The sequence below is a fragment of the Luteimonas sp. Soil_N_1 genome (assembly GCF_057656255.1).
The window spans coordinates 1-18,571 of record NZ_JBDGKS010000001.1 but is presented as its reverse complement, the minus strand read 5'-3'; the positions used below and the strand labels follow the sequence as shown (position 1 = coordinate 18,571).

The 18,571-nt window shown below is 69.5% G+C and carries 19 protein-coding genes and 1 pseudogene; 7 read left to right on the top strand and 13 right to left on the bottom strand.

The genetic code is table 11. The features are described from left to right. Position 1: 1 nt before the first annotated feature. From AC3A4E_RS00100 to AC3A4E_RS00090, 3 genes are all read right to left on the bottom strand, one after another. A complete protein-coding gene (locus AC3A4E_RS00100; RefSeq protein WP_232138343.1) occupies positions 2–571 on the bottom strand; it encodes an ECF-type sigma factor in 570 nt (189 codons plus the stop codon). 60 nt (positions 572–631) lie between these two features. After that, positions 632–1,444 (bottom strand): bifunctional DNA-formamidopyrimidine glycosylase/DNA-(apurinic or apyrimidinic site) lyase, encoded by an 813-nt coding sequence (mutM, locus tag AC3A4E_RS00095; protein WP_487629551.1) that lies wholly within the window; start codon positions 1,442–1,444, stop codon positions 632–634. A 63-nt stretch (positions 1,445–1,507) separates the two neighbouring features. Continuing rightward, on the bottom strand, positions 1,508–2,764 hold the full coding sequence (locus AC3A4E_RS00090) for a 6-phosphofructokinase (protein ID WP_487629550.1): 1,257 nt from the start codon (positions 2,762–2,764) through the stop codon (positions 1,508–1,510). 122 nt (positions 2,765–2,886) lie between these two features. Between AC3A4E_RS00090 and AC3A4E_RS00085 the strand changes: the two genes are divergently transcribed. The 3 genes from AC3A4E_RS00085 to AC3A4E_RS00075 all read left to right on the top strand — a co-directional run bounded on the left by AC3A4E_RS00085 (position 2,887) and on the right by AC3A4E_RS00075 (position 5,602). Then, complete coding sequence (locus tag AC3A4E_RS00085; RefSeq protein ID WP_487629549.1) at positions 2,887–3,465, top strand: adenylate kinase; 579 nt, start codon at positions 2,887–2,889, stop codon at positions 3,463–3,465. A 150-nt stretch (positions 3,466–3,615) separates the two neighbouring features. After that, positions 3,616–4,974 carry a UDP-N-acetylmuramate:L-alanyl-gamma-D-glutamyl-meso-diaminopimelate ligase gene (gene mpl / locus AC3A4E_RS00080; protein WP_487629548.1) on the top strand — a complete coding sequence of 453 codons (1,359 nt, stop codon included), beginning with the start codon at positions 3,616–3,618 and terminating at the stop codon, positions 4,972–4,974. A gap of 31 nt (positions 4,975–5,005) precedes the next feature. Then, positions 5,006–5,602, top strand: a complete 597-nt coding sequence (locus AC3A4E_RS00075) for an LON peptidase substrate-binding domain-containing protein (protein ID WP_487629547.1) — start codon at positions 5,006–5,008, stop codon at positions 5,600–5,602. On the opposite strand, the gene AC3A4E_RS00070 is transcribed toward AC3A4E_RS00075, so the two are convergent. Continuing rightward, entirely contained in the window at positions 5,567–7,588 is a 2,022-nt protein-coding gene (locus tag AC3A4E_RS00070; RefSeq protein ID WP_487629546.1) for a bifunctional DedA family/phosphatase PAP2 family protein, read from the bottom strand. The genes AC3A4E_RS00075 and AC3A4E_RS00070 overlap by 36 nt on opposite strands. Positions 7,589–7,695: 107 nt before the next feature. Here AC3A4E_RS00070 and AC3A4E_RS00065 point away from each other — a divergent pair, with 107 nt between their 5' ends. Then, complete coding sequence (locus tag AC3A4E_RS00065) at positions 7,696–8,373, top strand: protein kinase family protein (RefSeq protein ID WP_487629545.1); 678 nt, start codon at positions 7,696–7,698, stop codon at positions 8,371–8,373. 3 nt (positions 8,374–8,376) lie between these two features. Here AC3A4E_RS00065 and AC3A4E_RS00060 read toward each other — a convergent pair whose 3' ends face one another. Next, the gene (locus AC3A4E_RS00060; RefSeq protein ID WP_487629544.1) at positions 8,377–9,105 is read right to left on the bottom strand and encodes a hypothetical protein; all 729 of its coding nucleotides are present in this window, start codon (positions 9,103–9,105) and stop codon (positions 8,377–8,379) included. Between the two features lie 95 nt (positions 9,106–9,200). Between AC3A4E_RS00060 and AC3A4E_RS00055 the strand changes: the two genes are divergently transcribed. Next, a complete protein-coding gene (locus AC3A4E_RS00055) occupies positions 9,201–10,019 on the top strand; it encodes an SDR family oxidoreductase (RefSeq protein ID WP_487629543.1) in 819 nt (272 codons plus the stop codon). Positions 10,020–10,039: 20 nt separating this feature from the next. Here the strand turns inward: AC3A4E_RS00055 and rrtA are convergent, their stop codons facing one another. From rrtA to AC3A4E_RS00040, 3 genes are all read right to left on the bottom strand, one after another. Beyond that, on the bottom strand, positions 10,040–10,558 hold the full coding sequence (rrtA, locus tag AC3A4E_RS00050; RefSeq protein WP_487629542.1) for a rhombosortase: 519 nt from the start codon (positions 10,556–10,558) through the stop codon (positions 10,040–10,042). A gap of 18 nt (positions 10,559–10,576) precedes the next feature. After that, complete coding sequence (gene rhlP / locus AC3A4E_RS00045) at positions 10,577–11,461, bottom strand: rhombotarget lipoprotein (RefSeq protein ID WP_465075612.1); 885 nt, start codon at positions 11,459–11,461, stop codon at positions 10,577–10,579. Positions 11,462–11,586: 125 nt separating this feature from the next. Then, positions 11,587–12,711 (bottom strand): trans-sulfuration enzyme family protein, encoded by a 1,125-nt coding sequence (locus tag AC3A4E_RS00040; protein WP_487629541.1) that lies wholly within the window; start codon positions 12,709–12,711, stop codon positions 11,587–11,589. A gap of 198 nt (positions 12,712–12,909) precedes the next feature. Between AC3A4E_RS00040 and AC3A4E_RS00035 the strand changes: the two genes are divergently transcribed. Next, on the top strand, positions 12,910–14,163 hold the full coding sequence (locus tag AC3A4E_RS00035) for an acetylornithine transaminase (protein ID WP_487629540.1): 1,254 nt from the start codon (positions 12,910–12,912) through the stop codon (positions 14,161–14,163). Here the strand turns inward: AC3A4E_RS00035 and AC3A4E_RS00030 are convergent. The 3 genes from AC3A4E_RS00030 to thiE are packed head-to-tail and all read right to left on the bottom strand — an operon-like array spanning position 14,148 to position 16,704. Beyond that, positions 14,148–14,765 carry an HAD-IA family hydrolase gene (locus tag AC3A4E_RS00030; protein ID WP_487629539.1) on the bottom strand — a complete coding sequence of 206 codons (618 nt, stop codon included), beginning with the start codon at positions 14,763–14,765 and terminating at the stop codon, positions 14,148–14,150. The genes AC3A4E_RS00035 and AC3A4E_RS00030 overlap by 16 nt on opposite strands. Next, a complete protein-coding gene (hemL, locus tag AC3A4E_RS00025) occupies positions 14,762–16,054 on the bottom strand; it encodes a glutamate-1-semialdehyde 2,1-aminomutase (RefSeq protein WP_487629538.1) in 1,293 nt (430 codons plus the stop codon). Before hemL ends, AC3A4E_RS00030 begins: the two co-directional genes overlap by 4 nt. 23 nt (positions 16,055–16,077) lie before the next feature. Beyond that, positions 16,078–16,704 carry a thiamine phosphate synthase gene (gene thiE / locus AC3A4E_RS00020; RefSeq protein ID WP_487629537.1) on the bottom strand — a complete coding sequence of 209 codons (627 nt, stop codon included), beginning with the start codon at positions 16,702–16,704 and terminating at the stop codon, positions 16,078–16,080. Positions 16,705–16,757: 53 nt separating this feature from the next. Between thiE and AC3A4E_RS00015 the strand changes: the two are divergent. Then, a pseudogene (locus AC3A4E_RS00015) lies at positions 16,758–16,972 on the top strand (rubredoxin). A 29-nt stretch (positions 16,973–17,001) separates the two neighbouring features. Here AC3A4E_RS00015 and AC3A4E_RS00010 read toward each other — a convergent pair. Both AC3A4E_RS00010 and AC3A4E_RS00005 read right to left on the bottom strand, forming a co-directional pair. Then, on the bottom strand, positions 17,002–17,847 hold the full coding sequence (locus AC3A4E_RS00010; protein ID WP_487629536.1) for a SirB1 family protein: 846 nt from the start codon (positions 17,845–17,847) through the stop codon (positions 17,002–17,004). A 46-nt stretch (positions 17,848–17,893) separates the two neighbouring features. Then, positions 17,894–18,343, bottom strand: coding sequence for a DUF192 domain-containing protein (locus tag AC3A4E_RS00005; RefSeq protein WP_487631977.1), 450 nt, complete (start codon positions 18,341–18,343; stop codon positions 17,894–17,896). Positions 18,344–18,571: the final 228 nt, after the last annotated feature.

The following is an 18,571-nucleotide window of genomic DNA, read 5'->3' as shown; positions in this document are numbered from 1 at the left end:
CTCAGTCTTCCCGCAACGACGCCAGCAGATACATCCGCGCCTTCTGCCAGTCGCGGCGGATGCTGCGTTCGGACCGTTCCAGCAACGCGGCGATTTCCAGTTCCGACAGCCCTGCGAAATAACGCAGCTCCACCACCTGGGCGAGGCGCTTGTCGACCGCAGCCAGACGGGTCAGTGCGATGTCCAGCGCCAGTGTGTCTTCATCGAGGCGTAGGCCGCTTTCGATGTTCTCGGGCAGCTCGGTGACGCGATGCAGATCGCCACCGCGCTTCTGTGCCAGCCGCTGCCGCGCGTAGTCGACGACGACGCTGCGCATCGCCGACGCGGCATAGGCGAAGAAATGCGCACGGTCGTCGAAACGCGCCTCGTGGCGGCCGATCAGTTTGAGGTAGGCCTCGTGCACCAGCGCGGTCGCATCGAGCGTGTGCCCGTGCTGGCCGGCGAGCTGGCGCCGGGCCATCTGGTGCAGTTCCTGGTAGAGCGTGGCGAGCACGCGATCGAGCGCGTCGCGATCTCCGCCGCGCGCGGCGTCCAGCCACTGGGTGATCTCGGCAACCTGACCTTCGCTCATGCCCAGCCCTCGTTCCGCGCCGCGACTATAGCGCTTATCCAGCCGCGGCGCGGCGGGCTTTCAGCGCTGGCAGCGCGGGCACCAGACGGTCGCGCGCTGGCCCACCAGCGCCTGCCGGAGCGGCGTGCCGCAGGCTGGACACGGCAGGCCGCCGCGCCCGTAGGCGGAGAGTTCCTGCTCGAAGTAGCCGGGTGCGCCGTCGGGACTGATGAAGTCGCGCAGCGTGGTGCCGCCGCGGTTGATCGCGTACGCCAGGATCCGCTTCACTTCGGCGGCCAGCCGCGCGTAGCGTTCGCGCGAGATGCGCCCCGCGTCGCGCAGCGGCGAGATACCGGCGGCGAACAGCGCCTCGGCTGCGTAGATGTTGCCCACGCCGACCACGATGCGCTGGTCCATCAGGAAGGTCTTCACCGGCGCGCGGCGGCCGCGGCTGGCGAAGAACAGATGGTCGCCGTCGAACACATCATCGAGCGGTTCCGGTCCGAGGTCGCGCAGAAGATCGTGCGTTTCGCCGGGAGGCTGCCACAACAGGCAGCCGAACCGGCGCGGATCGTTGAAGCGCAGCACCTGTCCGGAATCGAGCGTCATGTCGACGTGGTCGTGCGTGCGCACCGGCACATCCGGATCGAGCACGCGCAGACTGCCCGACATGCCCAGATGCAGCAGCGCGCTGCCGGCACCGGTATCGAGCAGCAGATATTTCGCGCGGCGCCGGATCGCTTCGACGCGCTGGCCGGGCAGCACCGTCGAGACTTCACCGGCGATCGGCCAGCGCAGATCCGGCCGCCGCAGCACGACGCTGTGGATGGTGCGGCCGAGCACATGCGGCGCCAGGCCGGCGCGGGTGGTTTCGACTTCGGGCAGTTCAGGCATGCGTTCTAGATCGGGCGTTGCCGCGCGGATTCAATCCACGCGGCTGAACGCGAGACGGATCGATCAGCCCGTCCAGCCGGGCAGGCGCTTCGCAACTGCAGGCGCATCGACCGTCGCGTACTTCGGCAGCCCGTCGCGGCCATACGGCGGCGGCGCTTCGCCGCGGATCAGCGGCTCGAGATAGCGCCGTGCGGCCGCGGTGATGCCGAAGCCATCGCGGCGGATGAAGCCGGCCGGCATGATCTTCTCGTGGTTGGCCACCTTCTCGAGTGGCGCGGCCTCGATCGTCCAGCGGTAGGGCGCATCGGACGTGCGTTTGATCGACGGCATCGTCGCGTTGCGGCCGGCCAGGGCGAACTGCACCGCCGCACGCCCGACCGCCATCGCCTGGTCGACATCGGTCTTCGACGCGACGTGCCGCGCCGAGCGCTGCAGGTAGTCGGGCAGCGTCCAGTGCACCTTGTAGCCCAGCGTGTCCTTGACCCGGCCGGCGAGATGCGAGGCCACGCCGCCGAGCTGGGTGTGGCCGAATGCGTCCTGCCCACCGCCGGCATCGGCGACGAAGCGCCCGTCCTTGTCGCGGATGCCTTCGCTGGCGACGACCACGCACCAGCCCACGCGCTCGACGACGCGCTGCACCTGGGCGAGGAAGGCGGCCTCGTCGTAGTCGCGCTCCGGGAACAGGATGATCTGCGGCGCGTCGTCGGGACCCTGCCCGGCGAGGCCCGCGGCCGCAGCCAGCCATCCGGCGTGCCGGCCCATGGCCTCGTAGACGAACACCTTGGTCGAGGTATCGGCCATCGCGGCGACGTCGAGCGCGGCTTCGCGGACCGAGACCGCGGTGTATTTCGCCGCCGAGCCGAAGCCCGGACAGCAGTCGGTGACGGCGAGATCGTTGTCGATCGTCTTCGGCACGCCGATGCAGGTCAGCGGGTAGTCGAACTGCGCGGCGAGCTGCGAGACCTTGAGCGCGGTGTCGGCCGAATCGTTGCCGCCGTTGTAGAGGAACCAGCGCACGTCGTGCGCGCGCAGCACCTCGATCAGGCGTTCGTACTTCGCGCGGTCGGCCTCGATCGACTTGAGCTTGTAGCGGCACGAGCCGAATGCGCCGCCGGGCGTGTGCGCGAGCGCACGCACCGTGGCCAGCGGAATTTTCGACGCATCGACCAGATCCTCGCGCAGCGCGCCGAGGATGCCGTTGCGCGCCGCGAGCACCTTGACCCGCTGGCTGCGCGCCTCCTGCAGCACCGCCGACGCGGTGGCATTGATGACGGCGGTGACACCGCCGGACTGGGCATAGAGCAGGGTTCCGGACGTCATTGCACGTGTCCTTTCGATGGGCCGTGGCGGGATACGGTAAGCTGGCGCGGCCGTCCGCCGCCGTGTCGTTCGAGTGTACGTCGGAGCGGTGGCGCGGTCCCCCACAGTTGCAGGAGCGTTCGATGCGTTTGGTTCTTCTCGGTGCGCCCGGTTCGGGCAAGGGCACGCAGGCGGCGCGGTTGAAGGACCATCTGCAGGTGCCACACATCTCCACCGGTGATCTGCTGCGCGCCGAAGTGGCCGCCGGCACGCCGCTCGGCCTCGAAGCCAAGGCGATCATGGCGCGTGGCGATCTGGTCTCCGACGAAATCCTGCTGGGCATGCTGGAAGACCGGTTTTCCCGCGAAGACACGCAAGCCGGTTTCATCCTCGACGGCTACCCGCGCAACCTCGCCCAGGCGGCCGCACTCGATGCGCTGCTGGTGAAGCTGGGCACGCCGTTCGATGCCGCCGTGCAGCTGGAAGTGGACAACGAGCAGATCATCGCGCGTCTCGCAGGCCGCGCGCAGGCCGAAGGCCGCGCCGACGACAGCCCCGAATCCGTGCGTCACCGCCTCAACGTCTACGACCAGCAGACCGCGCCGGTGATCGCGTTCTATCGCGAGCACGAGCAGCTGACGGTCGTCGACGGCGTCGGTTCGCTCGATGAAGTGTTCGACCGCATCGTCAAGGCGATCGGTCGGGAGCAGGCGGCGGCCTGATCCGCCGTTGCAGCTGCACGATTCCGGATCCGGCCGCGAACGGATCGACCGCATCCCTCACCCCGTCCCCTCTCCCCGAGGGAGAGGGGTAAAGGTGTCAGGCAAACATGGCTTCGTCGCACGTCTTCTGATCGTCCAGGACCCGGCTTCGTGAAACTTCATATCTTGGGCATCGCCGGCACGTTCATGGGTGGCGTCGCCGCGCTCGCGCGCGAACTCGGCCATGCGGTGGAAGGCAGCGACCAGGCGGTGTACCCGCCGATGTCGACCCAGCTCGAAACGCTGGGCATCACCCTGCACCAGGGCTACAACCCCGCGCACATCGGCGACGATGTCGACCAGGTCGTGGTCGGCAACGCGCTCTCGCGCGGCAATCCCGCGGTGGAAGCGGTGCTCGATGCGGGACGTGCGTACACCTCGGGCGCCGAGTGGCTGCGCGACAACGTGCTGCCCGGTCGCGAAGTGCTCGCCGTTGCCGGCACGCACGGCAAGACCACGACGACGACGATCCTCTCGTATCTGCTCGAAGCCGCCGGCCGCGCGCCGGGTTTCCTGATCGGTGGCGTCGCCGAAGACTTCGGCGTGTCGGCGCGTATCGGCAGCGGGCGCGACTTCGTCGTCGAGGCGGACGAATACGACACCGCGTTCTTCGACAAGCGCAGCAAGTTCGTCCACTACCGCCCGACGGTGGCGATCCTCAACAACCTCGAGTTCGACCACGCCGACATCTTTCCCGATGTCGCCGCGATCCAGCGCCAGTTTCACCATCTGGTGCGCACGGTGCCGGCGCGCGGACGCTTGATCGTCAACGGCCACGACGCGCGCTTGAGCGAAGTGCTGGCGATGGGCTGCTGGACGCCGGTCGAACGCTTCGGTTTCGACGCCGCGTTCGAGTGGTGCGCGGTGAAGCGCAGCGACGATGGCAGCGTGTTCGAAGTCCTGCGCGGTGGCGTGTCGATCGGCACGGTCGAGTGGCCGCTGCTCGGCGACCACAACGTGCTCAACGCACTGGCCGCGCTCGCGGCCTGCGCGGCGGTCGGCGTCGACATCGCGGCACTGTTGCCGGCGCTCGCGGCGTTCCGCAGCGTCAAGCGGCGGATGGAAGTGCTGGGCACCGCGGGCGACATCACCGTCTACGACGACTTCGCCCATCACCCGACCGCCATCGCGACGACGCTCGCCGGTCTGCGGGCGAAGGTCGGCGATGCACGCATCGTCGTGGCGATGGAGCCGCGCAGCAATTCGATGCGACTCGGTGCGCATGCCGATGCGCTGGCGCCGTCACTCGATCTCGCCGATTTAGTGGTGTTCCTGCATCGCCCGGAGCTGGCATGGGATGCCGGCGCGGTCGTGTCCGCCGTGCGCGGCGACGCGCGTGCCGTGGCCGATGTCGATGCGCTACTGGCCGATCTCGCGACACGCGTGCGGCCTGGCGATCATGTAGTTTTCATGTCCAACGGCGGCTTCGACGGCGCGCCGCGTCGCTTCGCGCAGCGCCTGCGCGACTGAGGTTTCGCGGCCGCCTGCGTACACTGGGCGCATGCCAGACGACGCCTCCCTGCCGCTGTTCCCGCTGCGCACCGTGCTGGTGCCCGGCGCTGCCCTGGGGCTGCGCGTGTTCGAACCGCGCTACCTCGATCTCGTCCGCGAGTGCGGCCGCCGCGGCACCGGATTCGGCATCTGTCTGATCCTCGACGGCGAGGAGACCGGTCAGCCCGCGACGCCGGCCGGCATCGGTACCGAAGCGCTGATCGAAGATTTCGATACCGGCGCAGACGGCCTGCTCACCCTGCGCGTGCGCGGGGCGCGCCGCTTCCATGTGGCGCGCACGCGTGTGCGCGACAGCGGCCTGATCATCGCCGATGTCGACTGGTGCGCAGCCGATCCCTCGATCGATCTGCAGCCCGAACACGCGCTGCTCGGCGTGGTGCTGCGCAAGATCCTCGAACACATCGACGGCGCGGACCAGGCGTTCCCTGAGCCGCACTTCGATGACGCGGCGTGGGTGGGCTGGCGACTCGCCGAACTGCTGCCGCTCGAACAGCCGCACCGACAGCAGCTGCTGCAGCTCGACGATCCCGACGAGCGGCTGGAAACCCTGTTACGGCTGGTCGACGTCGTCGACGACGAAGACTGAGTCGTCCGCGGTACGCACGCGCAGCGTCGGCACGCCGGACTGCGGATGCACGTCCTCGCGAGACGGGAACGCGCCGAGCACCTCGCGCAGACCGCGGTGTACGCCGTGCGCGTCGGGCTGCGGCTGCCACAGGCCGAAGGCACTGAAGGGACGGGTATAGAGCATCGACTGGCTGGTGCCGATCCACAGCTCGGTGCCATCGTCGAGCATCGCCGGTGCGCGCCACAGGCGCAGCACTTCGACCCGGTCCGCATCGCTGTCGCGGCGCATCAGCAGCGTCTCCGCCAATGTGTCCAGCGTCGCCGGCAGCACCGGCTGCTCGGCCTGCGGCACGCTGTCGTCGAGCAGGTTGATCACGCGCATCCAGTCGGCCTGCGGCTGCACCCGCCAGCCCTTGGCTTCGAGCTGGGTCTGCAGCGGTGCCAGCGGGCCGGCGATCTGCAGGTCCAGCGGCCAGCGATGGGCCGGGTCGCGCTCGCGCAACTGGCCCGGCAGCTGCACCCACTCCGTTGCCCACCAGTCCTGCGCCGACAGCGTGGCCACCGCCGGTCTGGGTGCGAACTTGGCGAGCAGCGGGTCCACCGCGCGCGGCGCGTGCCACAGCGCGGCCACGGCGAAGGTGATGTAGAAGATCAGCGCGACCGGCCGCATCCAGAACGAACGTTCGACGTGGCGCCGGTAGGCGATGCCCAGCACCAGCAGCCAGACGACGCCGAGCAGCATGCCGCCGACGATGTCGCTGAGCCAGTGCGCGCCGAGATACAGCCGCGCGAAGCCGAGCACCGCCACGACCACGCCCGAGACCAGATACGGCCACACACGCGTGCGCCCGGGCAGCTCACGTGCGATCAGCACGGCGAAGAAGCCGAACACGATCGTGCACATCGTGATCTCGACCGCGGGGAAACCGAAGCCGCCATGCACGGTGGGTGGCTTGGGCATGTCGATCACCGCGCCCAGCAACGCCGTCAACGCCATGCCGAATGCCAGGGCGGCCAGCCAGTGCGCCGCGCCCAGCCAGCGGCGGCGCCAGATCAGCCACGCCAGCGTCAACGCGACCGCGGGACCGAGCACGTGCACGTCGCCGATCGACGCGAGCCCCGCCATCAGGCGGTCGGCCAGCGGGTTGCGCAGCTCGTACATGAACTGGAACACGGTCTGGTCGATCAGCAGCGGCTCGCCGCGCATGATCACCGTCGCCAGCAGGGCGAAGCAGGCCCAGCCGATCGCCAGCAGGCAGACCGCGAGGATGGCCAGCGATGCCGATTCGGGGCGTTTGGGATCGACCAGTGCGATCGCGTAGCGACCGAGCCAGGGATGCGCGCGCGACCACGCCAGCAGACGCGCCAGCAGCGAATTGGCGTGCGCATCGAACCAGCGGTAGCTGTAGATGACGATCGCCCAGGCCAGCGCCAGCACCACCAGCAGCGCACCGAGCACCAGCGCCAGACGGTCGGCGACCGCGGCCACCGCGTCGTAGGACGCACCGAACAGCCAGCCCGGCGCGAGGAACAGCGCGCCCCAGGACAGACAGGCCGCGAAGCTGATCGGCAGGTACTGGCGCATCGGCATGTGCGCGATACCGGCGATGGCCGGCACGAACGGGCGGATCGGCCCGACGTAGCGCGCGACCAGGATGCTCTTGATCGCATTGCGCCGGAACACGAGTTCGCTGCGGTCGAGCAGCTGCGGATACTTGCTGAAGGGCCACACCGTGCGCAGGCCATGGCCCCAGCGACGGCCGACCCAGTAGCTCACGCCGTCGCCGGCCATCGCGCCGAGCGCGGCGCAGGCCACCGCGTAGGGGCCGGAGATTTCGCCCAGACCGATCAGCACACCGATCGCGAACAGGATCGGCAGGGCCGGGACGATCGCGCCGAGGATGATCACCGAATCGCAGAACGCGATGAGGAAGATCACGAAGCCGGCCGCGACCGGGTGGTTGCCCACCCACGTCACCAGGCTGTTGAAGAAGTCAGTGAGCATCCGGCCATTATGGCAGTGGCATTCCGGCGCGATTGTTGCGGCATGTAACCGCGGCAGGCGGGCGCTCAGGAACGGCTGCGCAAGGTCGGCCTTCGTACAATGCACCGATGACCCGAACCCACGATCCCGGCACGGCCACCGAACAGCAGGCGCTGAAATCCGACAGCTTCGGCCGCATCTCGCTGATGCGCGACGCCCGCGGTGGCCTGTTCGTGCGCCGTGACCTGCGCCATGTGCCGCTGTGGCTGCGTCTGCCCGCCTGGTGGCTGGCACGGCGCGAGGCGCGCGGACTGGACGCGGTCGCCGGCATGGCCGACGTGCCGCAACTGCTGGCCTGGGACGGGCGCAGGCTCGATCGCAGCTACATGTCAGGCGCGGCGATGTACCAGCGTCCGCCGCATGGCGACCTCGTCTACTTCCGGCGCGCGCGGCGCCTGCTGCAGGGCCTGCACCGGCGCGGCCTGGCCCACAACGATCTCGCCAAGGAGGCCAACTGGCTGGTCCTCGACGATGGCCGGCCGGCGATCATCGATTTCCAGCTGGCGGTCCGCGGCGCGCCGCGCTCACGCTGGATGCGCCTGCTGGCGCGAGAGGACCTGCGCCATCTGCTCAAGCACAAGCGCATGTACTGCCGCGCGTCGTTGACGCCCGTCGAGAAGCGCGTGCTCAAGCGCACCTCGTGGCTGCGCGACCTGTGGTTCCGCACCGGCAAGCCGGTCTACCGCGTGGTCACGCGCAGGATCCTCAAGTGGGAAGACAACGAGGGCCAGGGGCCGAAGCCCTGAGCTTCAGTCTGCGTTACGCAGGGCGATGACGCTGCGACCTTCGTACCGCCGCTCGCGATCGAAGTCGTAACCCAGTTCCAGCGTGCCGACGTCTTCGCAGGCGTGGCAGGTCCGCATCGGCACGTCGAAGCGCAGGCGGATGCCGTCTTCCGGAAGCGGCACGTCCCCCATCGCCTGCGCCGGTGCGAAGGGCAGCGCGTCGGGGTGCGCATCGAGGAACGGGCGCAGCCCGTCGCGCAGCCGCACCGCGCCGGCCGGCAGGACGTCCTCGTCCACATCCACCGCGCGGCCTTCCGAATCGACGAGCCACAGGCCCTGGTTGGTGTTGGCGCGGAACGGGTAGGTGATCTCGGCCAGACCGACGCCTGCGACCTCACGCCAGCCACTGACGTGACCCGGATTGTCGAGCGCGATCAGACGGGTGGTGGCCGCCAGCGCCTGCGCCGAGGCCCCGTCCGCCCGCATCGTCTCCAGCAGGCAGGCGTCGACGGCGTCGGTGCCGCTGCGGCAGGCGGACACGTCGCCCTGCCACACCGCGTCGGCCGTCACGACGAGGTCGCCGTCGGCCGCCGCAGCCATGTCGTCGGGTGCGGCCGCAGGCGAGGGTGCGTCGCGATGTGCCGGTGCGGGCGCGGGCGTGGCCGCCAGCGCGGCGGGAGCGGGCGGCGACGCGTCCTGACAGGCGACCAGGGTGGTGGCGAGCAACAGCGCGAGGGCGGAAGCGGAGCGCATCGACGTGTCCTGCAGGGGGCGGGGCACCAGTATCGCGCCACGGCGCTGCGGACGCAGCCCGCATAATGCGGACGAATCCATCCAACGGAGTGCGCATGTCGACACTGGCCGGCAAGACCCTGTTCGTCACCGGTGCCTCGCGTGGCATCGGCCTGGCGATCGCCGAGCGTGCCGCCCGCGATGGCGCCAACGTCGCGATCGCGGCCAAGTCCGAAGTGGCGAATCCGAAGCTGCCCGGCACCATCCACAGCGCCGCGCGTGCCGTGGAGGCCGCCGGCGGCCGCGCGCTGGCGCTCCGCTGCGACATCCGCGAGGAAGACCAGGTCCGCGCGGCCGTCGCCGCCACCGTCGACGCGTTCGGCGGCATCGACATCCTGGTCAACAACGCCAGCGCGATCTGGCTGCGCGGCACCCTCGACACGCCGATGAAGCGGTTCGACCTGATGCAGGAGGTCAACGCACGCGGCAGTTTCCTGTGCGCCCAGGCCTGCCTGCCGCATCTGCTGCGCAGTGCCAATCCGCACATCCTGACGCTGTGCCCGCCGCCGTCGCTGGACCCGAAGTGGTGGGCGCCGCACACCGGCTACACGCTGGCCAAGATGGGCATGAGCTTCGTCACGCTGGGGCTGGCGGCCGAGTTCGGCCCGCAGGGCGTCGCGGTCAATGCACTGTGGCCGCGCACGCTGATCGGCACTGACGCGCTGAACATGATTCCGGGCGTCGAGCGCGGCAATGGCCGCAGCCCGGCGATCATGGGCGACGCCGCGCACGCGGTCCTCGTGCGTGAGGCGGCCGGCTTCCACGGCCGCTTCCTGATCGACGACGAAGTACTGGCCGAGGCCGGCATCGACGACCTGTCCGGCTACGCGATCGATCCGGACCAGCCGCTGCTGCCCGACCTGTTCCTCGACTGACCGGGCGCCCGGCCTGCCGGTCAGCGGACGCGCATGCCGCGCCGGCGTTGGCGCTGGTAGCCGGGCAGCGCCAGCGCGAAGCCGACGACAGCGCCGATCAGGTGCGCCTCATGGATCACCGGGAACATCGGGTCGCCGCCCACGGCGCCTGACTGTTCCCAGACGAGTTTGACCACCAGCACCGCGGCCCCGACCACCGCCAGCCGCCCACCGTGGCGCATCAGCAGCCAGGCTGCCCAGCCGTGCAGCAGGCCCGACAGGCCGGCATACCACTGCAGCGTCGGCACGAAACCCAGCAGGCCGATGCCGATCAGCGGCATCATCAACAGCGATGTCCACAGCAGCGGCCGGAGCTGCCGCATGCGGGCCGCGATCACCGCCAGCAGCACCAGTGCGACGAGATTGATCGTGGCGTGGTGCGCGTCGAGGTGGACCCAGTGGCCGCTCCACAGGCGCCACAGCTGGCCGCCGAGCACAGCGTCGATGTCCAGCACCAGTGCGTCGAACAGGGGCGCTGCGTGCGGAGCGGGCAGCGGCATCGGGGGCGTTCCGCGGAATCAGGTCCGGCGCCGGGCCGACAGCGCCAGCGCGAGGACACCCAGCAATGCGCCCAGTTCCCACAGGTCCAGGCTGCCGCCGCCACCGCGACCCCGCCAGCTTCCGCCCGAACGCCTGTCGACCAGCTTCACCTGGCCCTCGTCGCGGACGCGCTGGCTGAAGCCGTCGATAGCGCCGTCGAGATTGCGGCTCATGTCGTCCATCGCCGCCTGGAAGCCTTCGCGGCCCAGACGGTCCCGCGTGTCGCCGGTCCGGATCGCGGTGGAACCGGCACTGCGCTGGTCCTGTCCGGGTGCGCGCAGCAGCAGCGTGCGCGATGCGACATCGAACACCGTCGTCTCGACGAAGGTGCTGACCTGGTTGCGCGTCGCCGGCACCGTGTACGCGCCGATGATGGTCCAGTACAGGAACGAGGCCGCGGTATCGCCGGTGTCGGCGACCTGGTCGTAGGACACCAGGGCGACGATATCCAGGCCCTGCAGGCGGGCGATCTGCTCGAGGTTGTCGAAGCCGCCACGCGGGCGCAGGTAACTGTCGGGAATGACTTCGATGCGATCGATGAAGGGCTGGGCCTGGAAGGTGGCACGCACCTTCTCCAGCAGCTGCTGGCGATCGGCCGCGGTCAGGCCGGCCGGCTCACGCGACGAGGGCACGAACATCAGGCCGACGCGGGCCGGCAGCCGGACCTCGGGCACGCCTTCCTGCGCGGGTTCGAACCGGTCGCCGGGCGGATACAGATAGTCGACCACGCTGCTGGACACGCCGGCGCGATGCGACGGCCCGCCGAAGAACGAGGCACAGCCGCTCAGGGCCACCAGCGTGAGGGCGAGGGCGGCGATGCGTGCGGCCCGGCGCACTGCAGCGGAAATCGGGAGCGTGTCCATGCGGATCCTTGTGTCCGGCGTCGTCCGGTGACGACCGACGCGACTATAGCCGGGCCTGCAGACCGGTTCATCCGCCCACTGGCGAGCGGCCGGTGGCAGTGCGCCGATCCCGCACGCGCCGGCGGTCAGCGCTCGAGGGCCTGCAGCAGGTCGTCGACCAGATCCTGCACGTGCTCCAGGCCGACCGACACGCGCAGCAGGCCGCGCGGCGTGGACGAGGTCGGCCCTTCGATCGAAGCGCGGTGTTCGATCAGCGATTCGGTCGAGCCCAGCGAGGTCGCATTGGTAAACAGACGCAGGCGTCCGGCGACGGCCAGTGCCGCCGCCTCGCCACCCTCGACCTCGAACGACAGCATGCCGCCGAAGTCGCGCATCTGCGCGGCGGCGATGGCGTGCTGCGGGTGGCCCGGCAGGCCGGGGTAATGCACGGCCGACACCTGCGGATGCGCGTCGAGAACCGCGGCGATCTCCATCGCACTGCGGCAATGCCAATGCATCCGCGCCGGCAGCGTCCGGACGCCGCGCAGGATCATCCAGGCGGCGAACGGCGACGCGGTGGCGCCGGCCAGCAGGCGCAGTCCGTGGCAGGCCGCGGCCTGGTCGTCGTCCTCCCGGAACGCCAGGACGCCGCCCATCACGTCACCGTGTCCGCCCAGGTACTTGGTCGCCGAGTGCAGGACGATGTCGGCTCCCAGCGCCAGTGGCTGCTGCAGCACGGGCGAGGCGAACGTGCCGTCGACCAGCAGCCGGGCACCCACCTCGTGGGCGATGCCGGCCAGCGCGGCGATGTCGCACACCTTCATCAGCGGATTGGAGGGGGTCTCGGCCCACAGCAGGCTGGTCTCCGGACGCAGGGCGGCGCGCACCGCGTCCAGATCGGTGAAGTCGACCAGCGTGCAGGTCAGGCCCCAGCGCGGAAACTGCTGGGACGCCAGCGCGCGGAACGAGAAATAGCTGTCGTCGCACAGCAGCACATGGCTGCCCGCCGGCAGTGTCTGCAGTGCAGTGGCGCCGGCGGCCATCCCGGTCGGAAACAGCAGCGCGCGCGCTGCACCGTCCAGCGCGGCCAGCACGCGCTCGGTCTCGCTCTGCGTGGGGTTGTCGTAGCGCTGGTAGAGAAAACCCTGCGGCAGCTGTCCGTCCGGCGTGTGGGCGAACGTGGTCGCCAGCTGCAACGGGACGGCCAGTGCACCGCTGGCGGGATCGGGTTGGCTGCCTGCACGGGCGGCGAGGGTCTCGATGCGGGACATGCGGCGCTCCGGAACGGGGGAGTCCGGGATTCTAGGCTGCATGCGGCGCCGGACCGCGGCCGGTGTGCGATCGCCGATGGCGGTGCCGCACCGCCGGTCCGATAATGTCCGGCCGGTTGGCACCTGCCTGCACCTGTCCCGCACTGCCGCGGACGGATGCGGCGGCCGCCGATCCCCCAAGATGGAAACGCCCACGCCATGAATGCCTCCACGCCGTCGTCGGACGCCGCCGATCTCATCGCCCTCGCCCAGCGCCACGTGCTGCCCGTCTACCGGCCACGCGAGCTCGTGCTCGAGCGTGGCGACGGCGCGCGCGTCTGGGACAGCGAAGGCCGCGAGTACGTCGATCTGTCGGCCGGCATCGCGGTTTGCGGCCTCGGCCACAACGATCCTGATCTCGTTGCCGCACTGGTCGAACAGGCCGGCAAGCTGTGGCACACCAGCAACGTGTTCTTCAGCGAACCGCCGCTGCGGCTGGCCGCCGAACTGGTCGAGGCCAGCGGCTTCGCCACGCGCACCTTCCTGTGCAACTCGGGCGCCGAAGCCAACGAGGCTGCGATCAAGCTCGTGCGCAAGTGGGCCACCGCGCAGGGCCGCAGCCCCGATCGCCGCGTCATCGTGACCGCACGTGGCAGCTTCCACGGCCGCACGCTGGCCGCAGTCACCGCGACCGCGCAGCCCAAGTACCAGGCCGGCTACGAGCCGCTGCCCGGCGGCTTCCGCTATGTCGACTTCAACGACATCGCCCAGCTCGAAGCCGCGATGGCCGATGGCGACGTCGCCGCGGTGATGCTCGAACCCGTACAGGGCGAAGGCGGCGTCATGCCCGCCGCCGACGGCTATCTGGCCGCAGTGCGCGCGCTGTGCGATCGCTTTGATGCGCTGCTGGTGCTCGACGAAATCCAGTGCGGCATGGGCCGCACCGGCACGCTGTTCGCGCATCCCCAGGATGGCGTCGTGCCCGACATCGTCACGCTGGCCAAGGCGCTCGGCGGCGGCTTCCCGATCGGCGCCCTGCTGGCCGGTCCGAAGGTCGCCGAGGCCATGCAGTTCGGCGATCACGGCACCACCTTCGGCGGTAACCCGCTTGCCGCCGCCGTCGCGCGCGTTGCGTTGCGCAAGCTGGCCTCGCCGGAAATCGCCGCCAACGTGGAACGCCAGTCACGTGCGCTGCGCGACGGCCTCGCCGCACTCGATGCCGAGTTCGGCCTGTTCTCGGAAGTCCGTGGTCGCGGTCTGATGCTCGGCGCCGTGCTGAGTCCCGAGCATGCCGGCAAGGCTGCGACGATCCTCGACCACGCCGCGCGCCACGGCCTGCTGGTGCTGCAGGCCGGTCCCGACGTGCTGCGGTTCGTGCCGGCGTTGAACATCACCGATGCCGACATCGCCGACGGCCTTGCGCGGTTGCGTGCGGCGATCGTCGACCATCTGGCCGATCAGACCAGCCCGTAACGCCGCAATACCGTCCGCATCGACCGCGCGTCGACCACCGTGTCGGCGTGCAGTCCCGCCGCGCGTGCGCCCTGCACGTTGACGAACAGGTCGTCGACGAACAGCGTGTCCTGCGCGCGCACGTCGAACTGCGCGAGCGCGTGGTCGAAGATCGCGCGGTCCGGTTTGCGCACGCCTAGGACGCCGCTGCACAGCACGCGGCCTTCGAGCATCGGGAACAGCGGCGCGGCGATGCGGGGGATCGCATCCAGCATCAACGCGCCGTTGTTGGTCAGCACGCCGACCTGCGTGCGGGAGGCGACAGACGCGACGAGTTCCAGTGCGATCAGGTCCGCCTGTGTCCCGGCGATGCGCGCACTGATCCAGATGTTCGCATCGATGGTGCAACCAAGATCCGCACCCAGCTGCTGCAGATAGGCCGCCGTATCGAGCGCACCGCTGTCGTAGGCGCGCTCCAGTCCCGAGTCGAGCAACACCTCCGACGCGCGCGCCGGCGTGCAGCCGGCAACGCGCGCCAGATGCGCGAGGCGCGCGGCGTGCGAATAGCGCGCCAGCACGCCATCGAAGTCGAACAGCACCAGCCGCAGCGGCGGTGGGGTCATGCGGCGAGTTCGGCGAACGCCTCGCGTGCGGCAGCGATGGTCGCCTCGATCACCGAGGCATCGTGCGCCGACGACATGAAGCCGGCTTCGAACGCCGATGGCGCCAGGAACACGCCGCGCGCCAGCATCGCGTGGAAGAAGCGGTTGAACGCGGCGGTGTCGCAGGCGACGGCCTGCGAGTAGGTGTCGACGTAGGCCGCATCGGTGAAGAACAGGCCGAACATGCCGCCGACGCGCGTGGTGGTGAACGGCACGCCTGCATCGCGCGCCGCGGCTTCAAGTCCGTCGCACAGCAGGTTCGAACTGGCTTCGAGCGCGTCGTGGAAGCCGGGCTCCGACACCAGATCCAGCATCGCCAGGCCAGCGGCCATCGCGACCGGATTGCCGCTCAGCGTACCGGCCTGGTAAATCGGCCCGGCCGGCGCGATCTGCTCCATCAGTTCGCGGCGTCCGCCGTAAGCACCGACCGGCATGCCGCCGCCGATGATCTTGCCGAAGGTGCTGAGATCCGGCGTCACGCCGTAACGCTCCTGCGCGCCGCCGAGCGCGACGCGGAAGCCGGTCATCACCTCGTCGAAGATCAGCAGCGCGCCGTGCTGCGTGCACAGCTCGCGCAGGTGCTGCAGATAGCCATCACGCGGCGGCAGGCAGTTGGCGTTGCCGACCACCGGCTCGATGATCAGGCCGGCGATGTCTGCGCCGACTTCGTCGAACAGCGCGGTGGCCGCGTCGAAATCGTTGTAGGGCAGGGTCAGCGTCAAATCGGCCAGCGCCTTCGGCACGCCCGGCGAAGTCGGCACGCCGAGGGTCAGCGCGCCGCTGCCGGCCTTGACCAGGAACGAGTCGCCGTGGCCGTGGTAGCAGCCCTCGAACTTGACGATGCAGGTGCGGCCCGTCGCGCCACGCGCGAGTCGGATCGCCGACAGCGTGGCTTCGGTGCCGGAGTTCACCATGCGCACCATTTCCATCGATGGCACCAGCGCGGTCAGGCGCTCGGCCATCGTGATCTCCGCTTCAGTCGGGGCACCGAACGAGAGACCGTCACCGATCGAGCGCTTGACCGCCTGGCGCACGTTCGCGTGGTTGTGGCCGACGATCATCGGCCCCCATGAGCCCACGTAATCGATGTAGCGGTTGCCGTCGACGTCGAACAGATACGGGCCGTCCGCGCGCTGCACGAAGAAGGGCTCGCCGCCGACCGACTTGAACGCGCGTACCGGCGAATTGACGCCGCCCGGAAGCAGGGTGCGGGCGCGTTCGAACAGGGCATGCGAGCGGGACGTATCCATGGAGACTCCAGAAAGAAAAAGGTTCAAAGGCCGAATGCGGCGCGGTAGGCGTGCGCGGCGGCGGCCGGATGGCGAGCGGCGAAGACGCCGCTGATGACAGCGACGAGATCGGCGCCGGCGGCTGCAAGCTGGCGCGCATTCTCCGGCGTGATGCCGCCGATCGCCACCCGCGGCACGCCGAGCACCTCCGCATCGCGCAGCAGGGATTTGCGCGCGACGCGGGCGTCGGGCTTGGTCGGTGACGGGAAAAACGCGCCGAAGGCGACGTAGCTGGCGCCGGCCTCGACCGCGCGCTGCGCCAAGGTGATGTCGTCGTAGCAGGAGGCGCCGAGGATCGCGTCGGCACCCAGGGCCGCACGCGCATCGATCAACGCGCCGTCGTCCTCACCCAGATGCGCGCCGTCCGCGCCGAGATCGGCCGCGAGCCGCCAGTCGTCGTTGACGATCAACGGCACACCGGTCGCGCGGCACAGCGGCAGCAGGGCCTGCACCTGCGCCCGGCGCAACGCGGCATCGGCGCGTTTGTTCCGGTACTGCAGCCACGTGGCGTGCGGCAGCACGGCCGCGACCTGGGCCAGCAGCTGCGCGGTCTCGGGCTCATCGGGCGTGAGCAGGTACAGGCCGCGTGGCGCGGACGGGGAGGCGTTCATCGACGTGGGTTCCGGTGGGGGGAGCGCGATGGGACAATGCGGCTCCGTTTCCAATGCCGCATGTGGTCATTATCCGATGAACGATCCGACGACGCAGGGCGCCTACCAGACATGGATGTGCGTGGTCTGCGGTTTCATCTACGACGAGGCCGTCGGCATTCCGGACGAGGGCATCGCCCCGGGCACGCGCTGGGAGGATGTGCCTGATACCTGGACCTGTCCCGATTGCGGCGTCACCAAGGACGACTTCGAGATGATGACGCTCTGAGATGCGAGGCCGGCGCCCAGTGCCGGCAATCAGTGCGCGCGATCGCGTGTCAGACCGATCCGCACCAGCTGTTCGCGGACCGAATCCACATCGGCCGCATCCGGATGACGCTGCACGTACTGGCCGAGATCCTCCCGCGCGCCGGACACATGGCCCAGCGCCAGATAGCCCAGTCCGCGGTCACGCAACGCATCCGGCGCACCGGGTGCCAGCGCCAGCAGTCGATCGGCGCACCGTACCGCCCGGACCCAGTCTTCCGCTTCGGCATAAGTGCCATGCAGGTTGCGCAGCATGCGGGCCAGCATTGTCCGGGGCGTCGCCGGACGCAGCAGCCCCGCCAGCGTGTCGTCGTCGGGCGGCCCGCCATCGAGATGCGGCGAGGCGCGGTCCCGCAGCTCCTCCAGATCCAGCGGGCGACCGCCGTTGAACGGATCCATCACCAGCATGCTGTCACCGACCGGCAGCCGGACCAGGAAGTGCCCGGGGAACGAGATCCCGTCCAGCGGCACGCCGAGGCGCCGCGCCACCTCCATCTGGATCACAGCCAGGGCGATCGGGTTGCCGAGCCGCCGTGCGATCACTTCATTGAGATAGCTGTTGCGCGGGTCGTAATAGCTGTCGTGGTTGCCGGCGTAGCCGACCTCCTCGAACAGATGCCGGTTGATCGCCTGCATCTTCAGTGGCGGCTGCACGATCGTGTCGACCTCGATCTGCAGGTGCCGGACATGCGACGCCAGCGCCGCATCGCAATCTGCAACATCCAGTGCGGGGTACTCGTCGCGCGCGATCAGCAGCGTGCAGGCGAACAACGGGACCGCGGCATCCGCGGTGCCTGGCAGCGATGTCCAGTCGGGCAGATCCAATGCATTACTCATGGTGTCGAAGCCTGCATGGTGATCCTGACCACAGTAGACAAGCGGATCAGGGCGCCGGGATCGATGGCGACAGCATCAGCGTCTCGCCGTCCTTCAGACCGATCCGTGCCGCCTCGCCTGCATTGAGTTCCAGCACATAGCGCGCAGGACCTGTGCTCGGATAAGGCGGACACCGGTTGCCGGCCGAGCACGGCGGTACGTCGCGCTGCTGCGACACCAGCCTGCGTGCATCGTCGAAGTAAAGGATGTCGAGCGCGATGCGGGTGTTCTTCATCCAGTAGGCCTGCGGCGCCTCGCTTTCATGGATGAAGAGCATCCCGTGATCTGCTGCCATGGTGTCGCGGAACATCAGTCCGCGCGCGCGCGCCTCGTCGGTCGCGGCGATCTCGACCGTGTAGCGGTTGCCCGCAAGTTCGACCCAGTCGCCACCGCTTGCACATGCAGGCAGCAGGCAGGACGCGAGCAGGGAGAGCAGAAGAAGGCGTAGAGCGCGCATGGAAGCACCGGAGGGATGGACTGCATCCACCTTCGTCATGCGCTCTTCAAGCGTCAAGAAAAAAATCTTGCACGAAGGGTTCCCAAACCGGTTTCGTCTATGCATAATTCGCCCCCCGCTTGACGGGCTGCTCTTCGGGGCGGCGGGCCAAGCGGGGAAGAGGAAGGAAACGCGGCTTCACGCGGTGTTGACAGACTCGAGGGTCGCGGTAATATGTGCGGCTCGCTT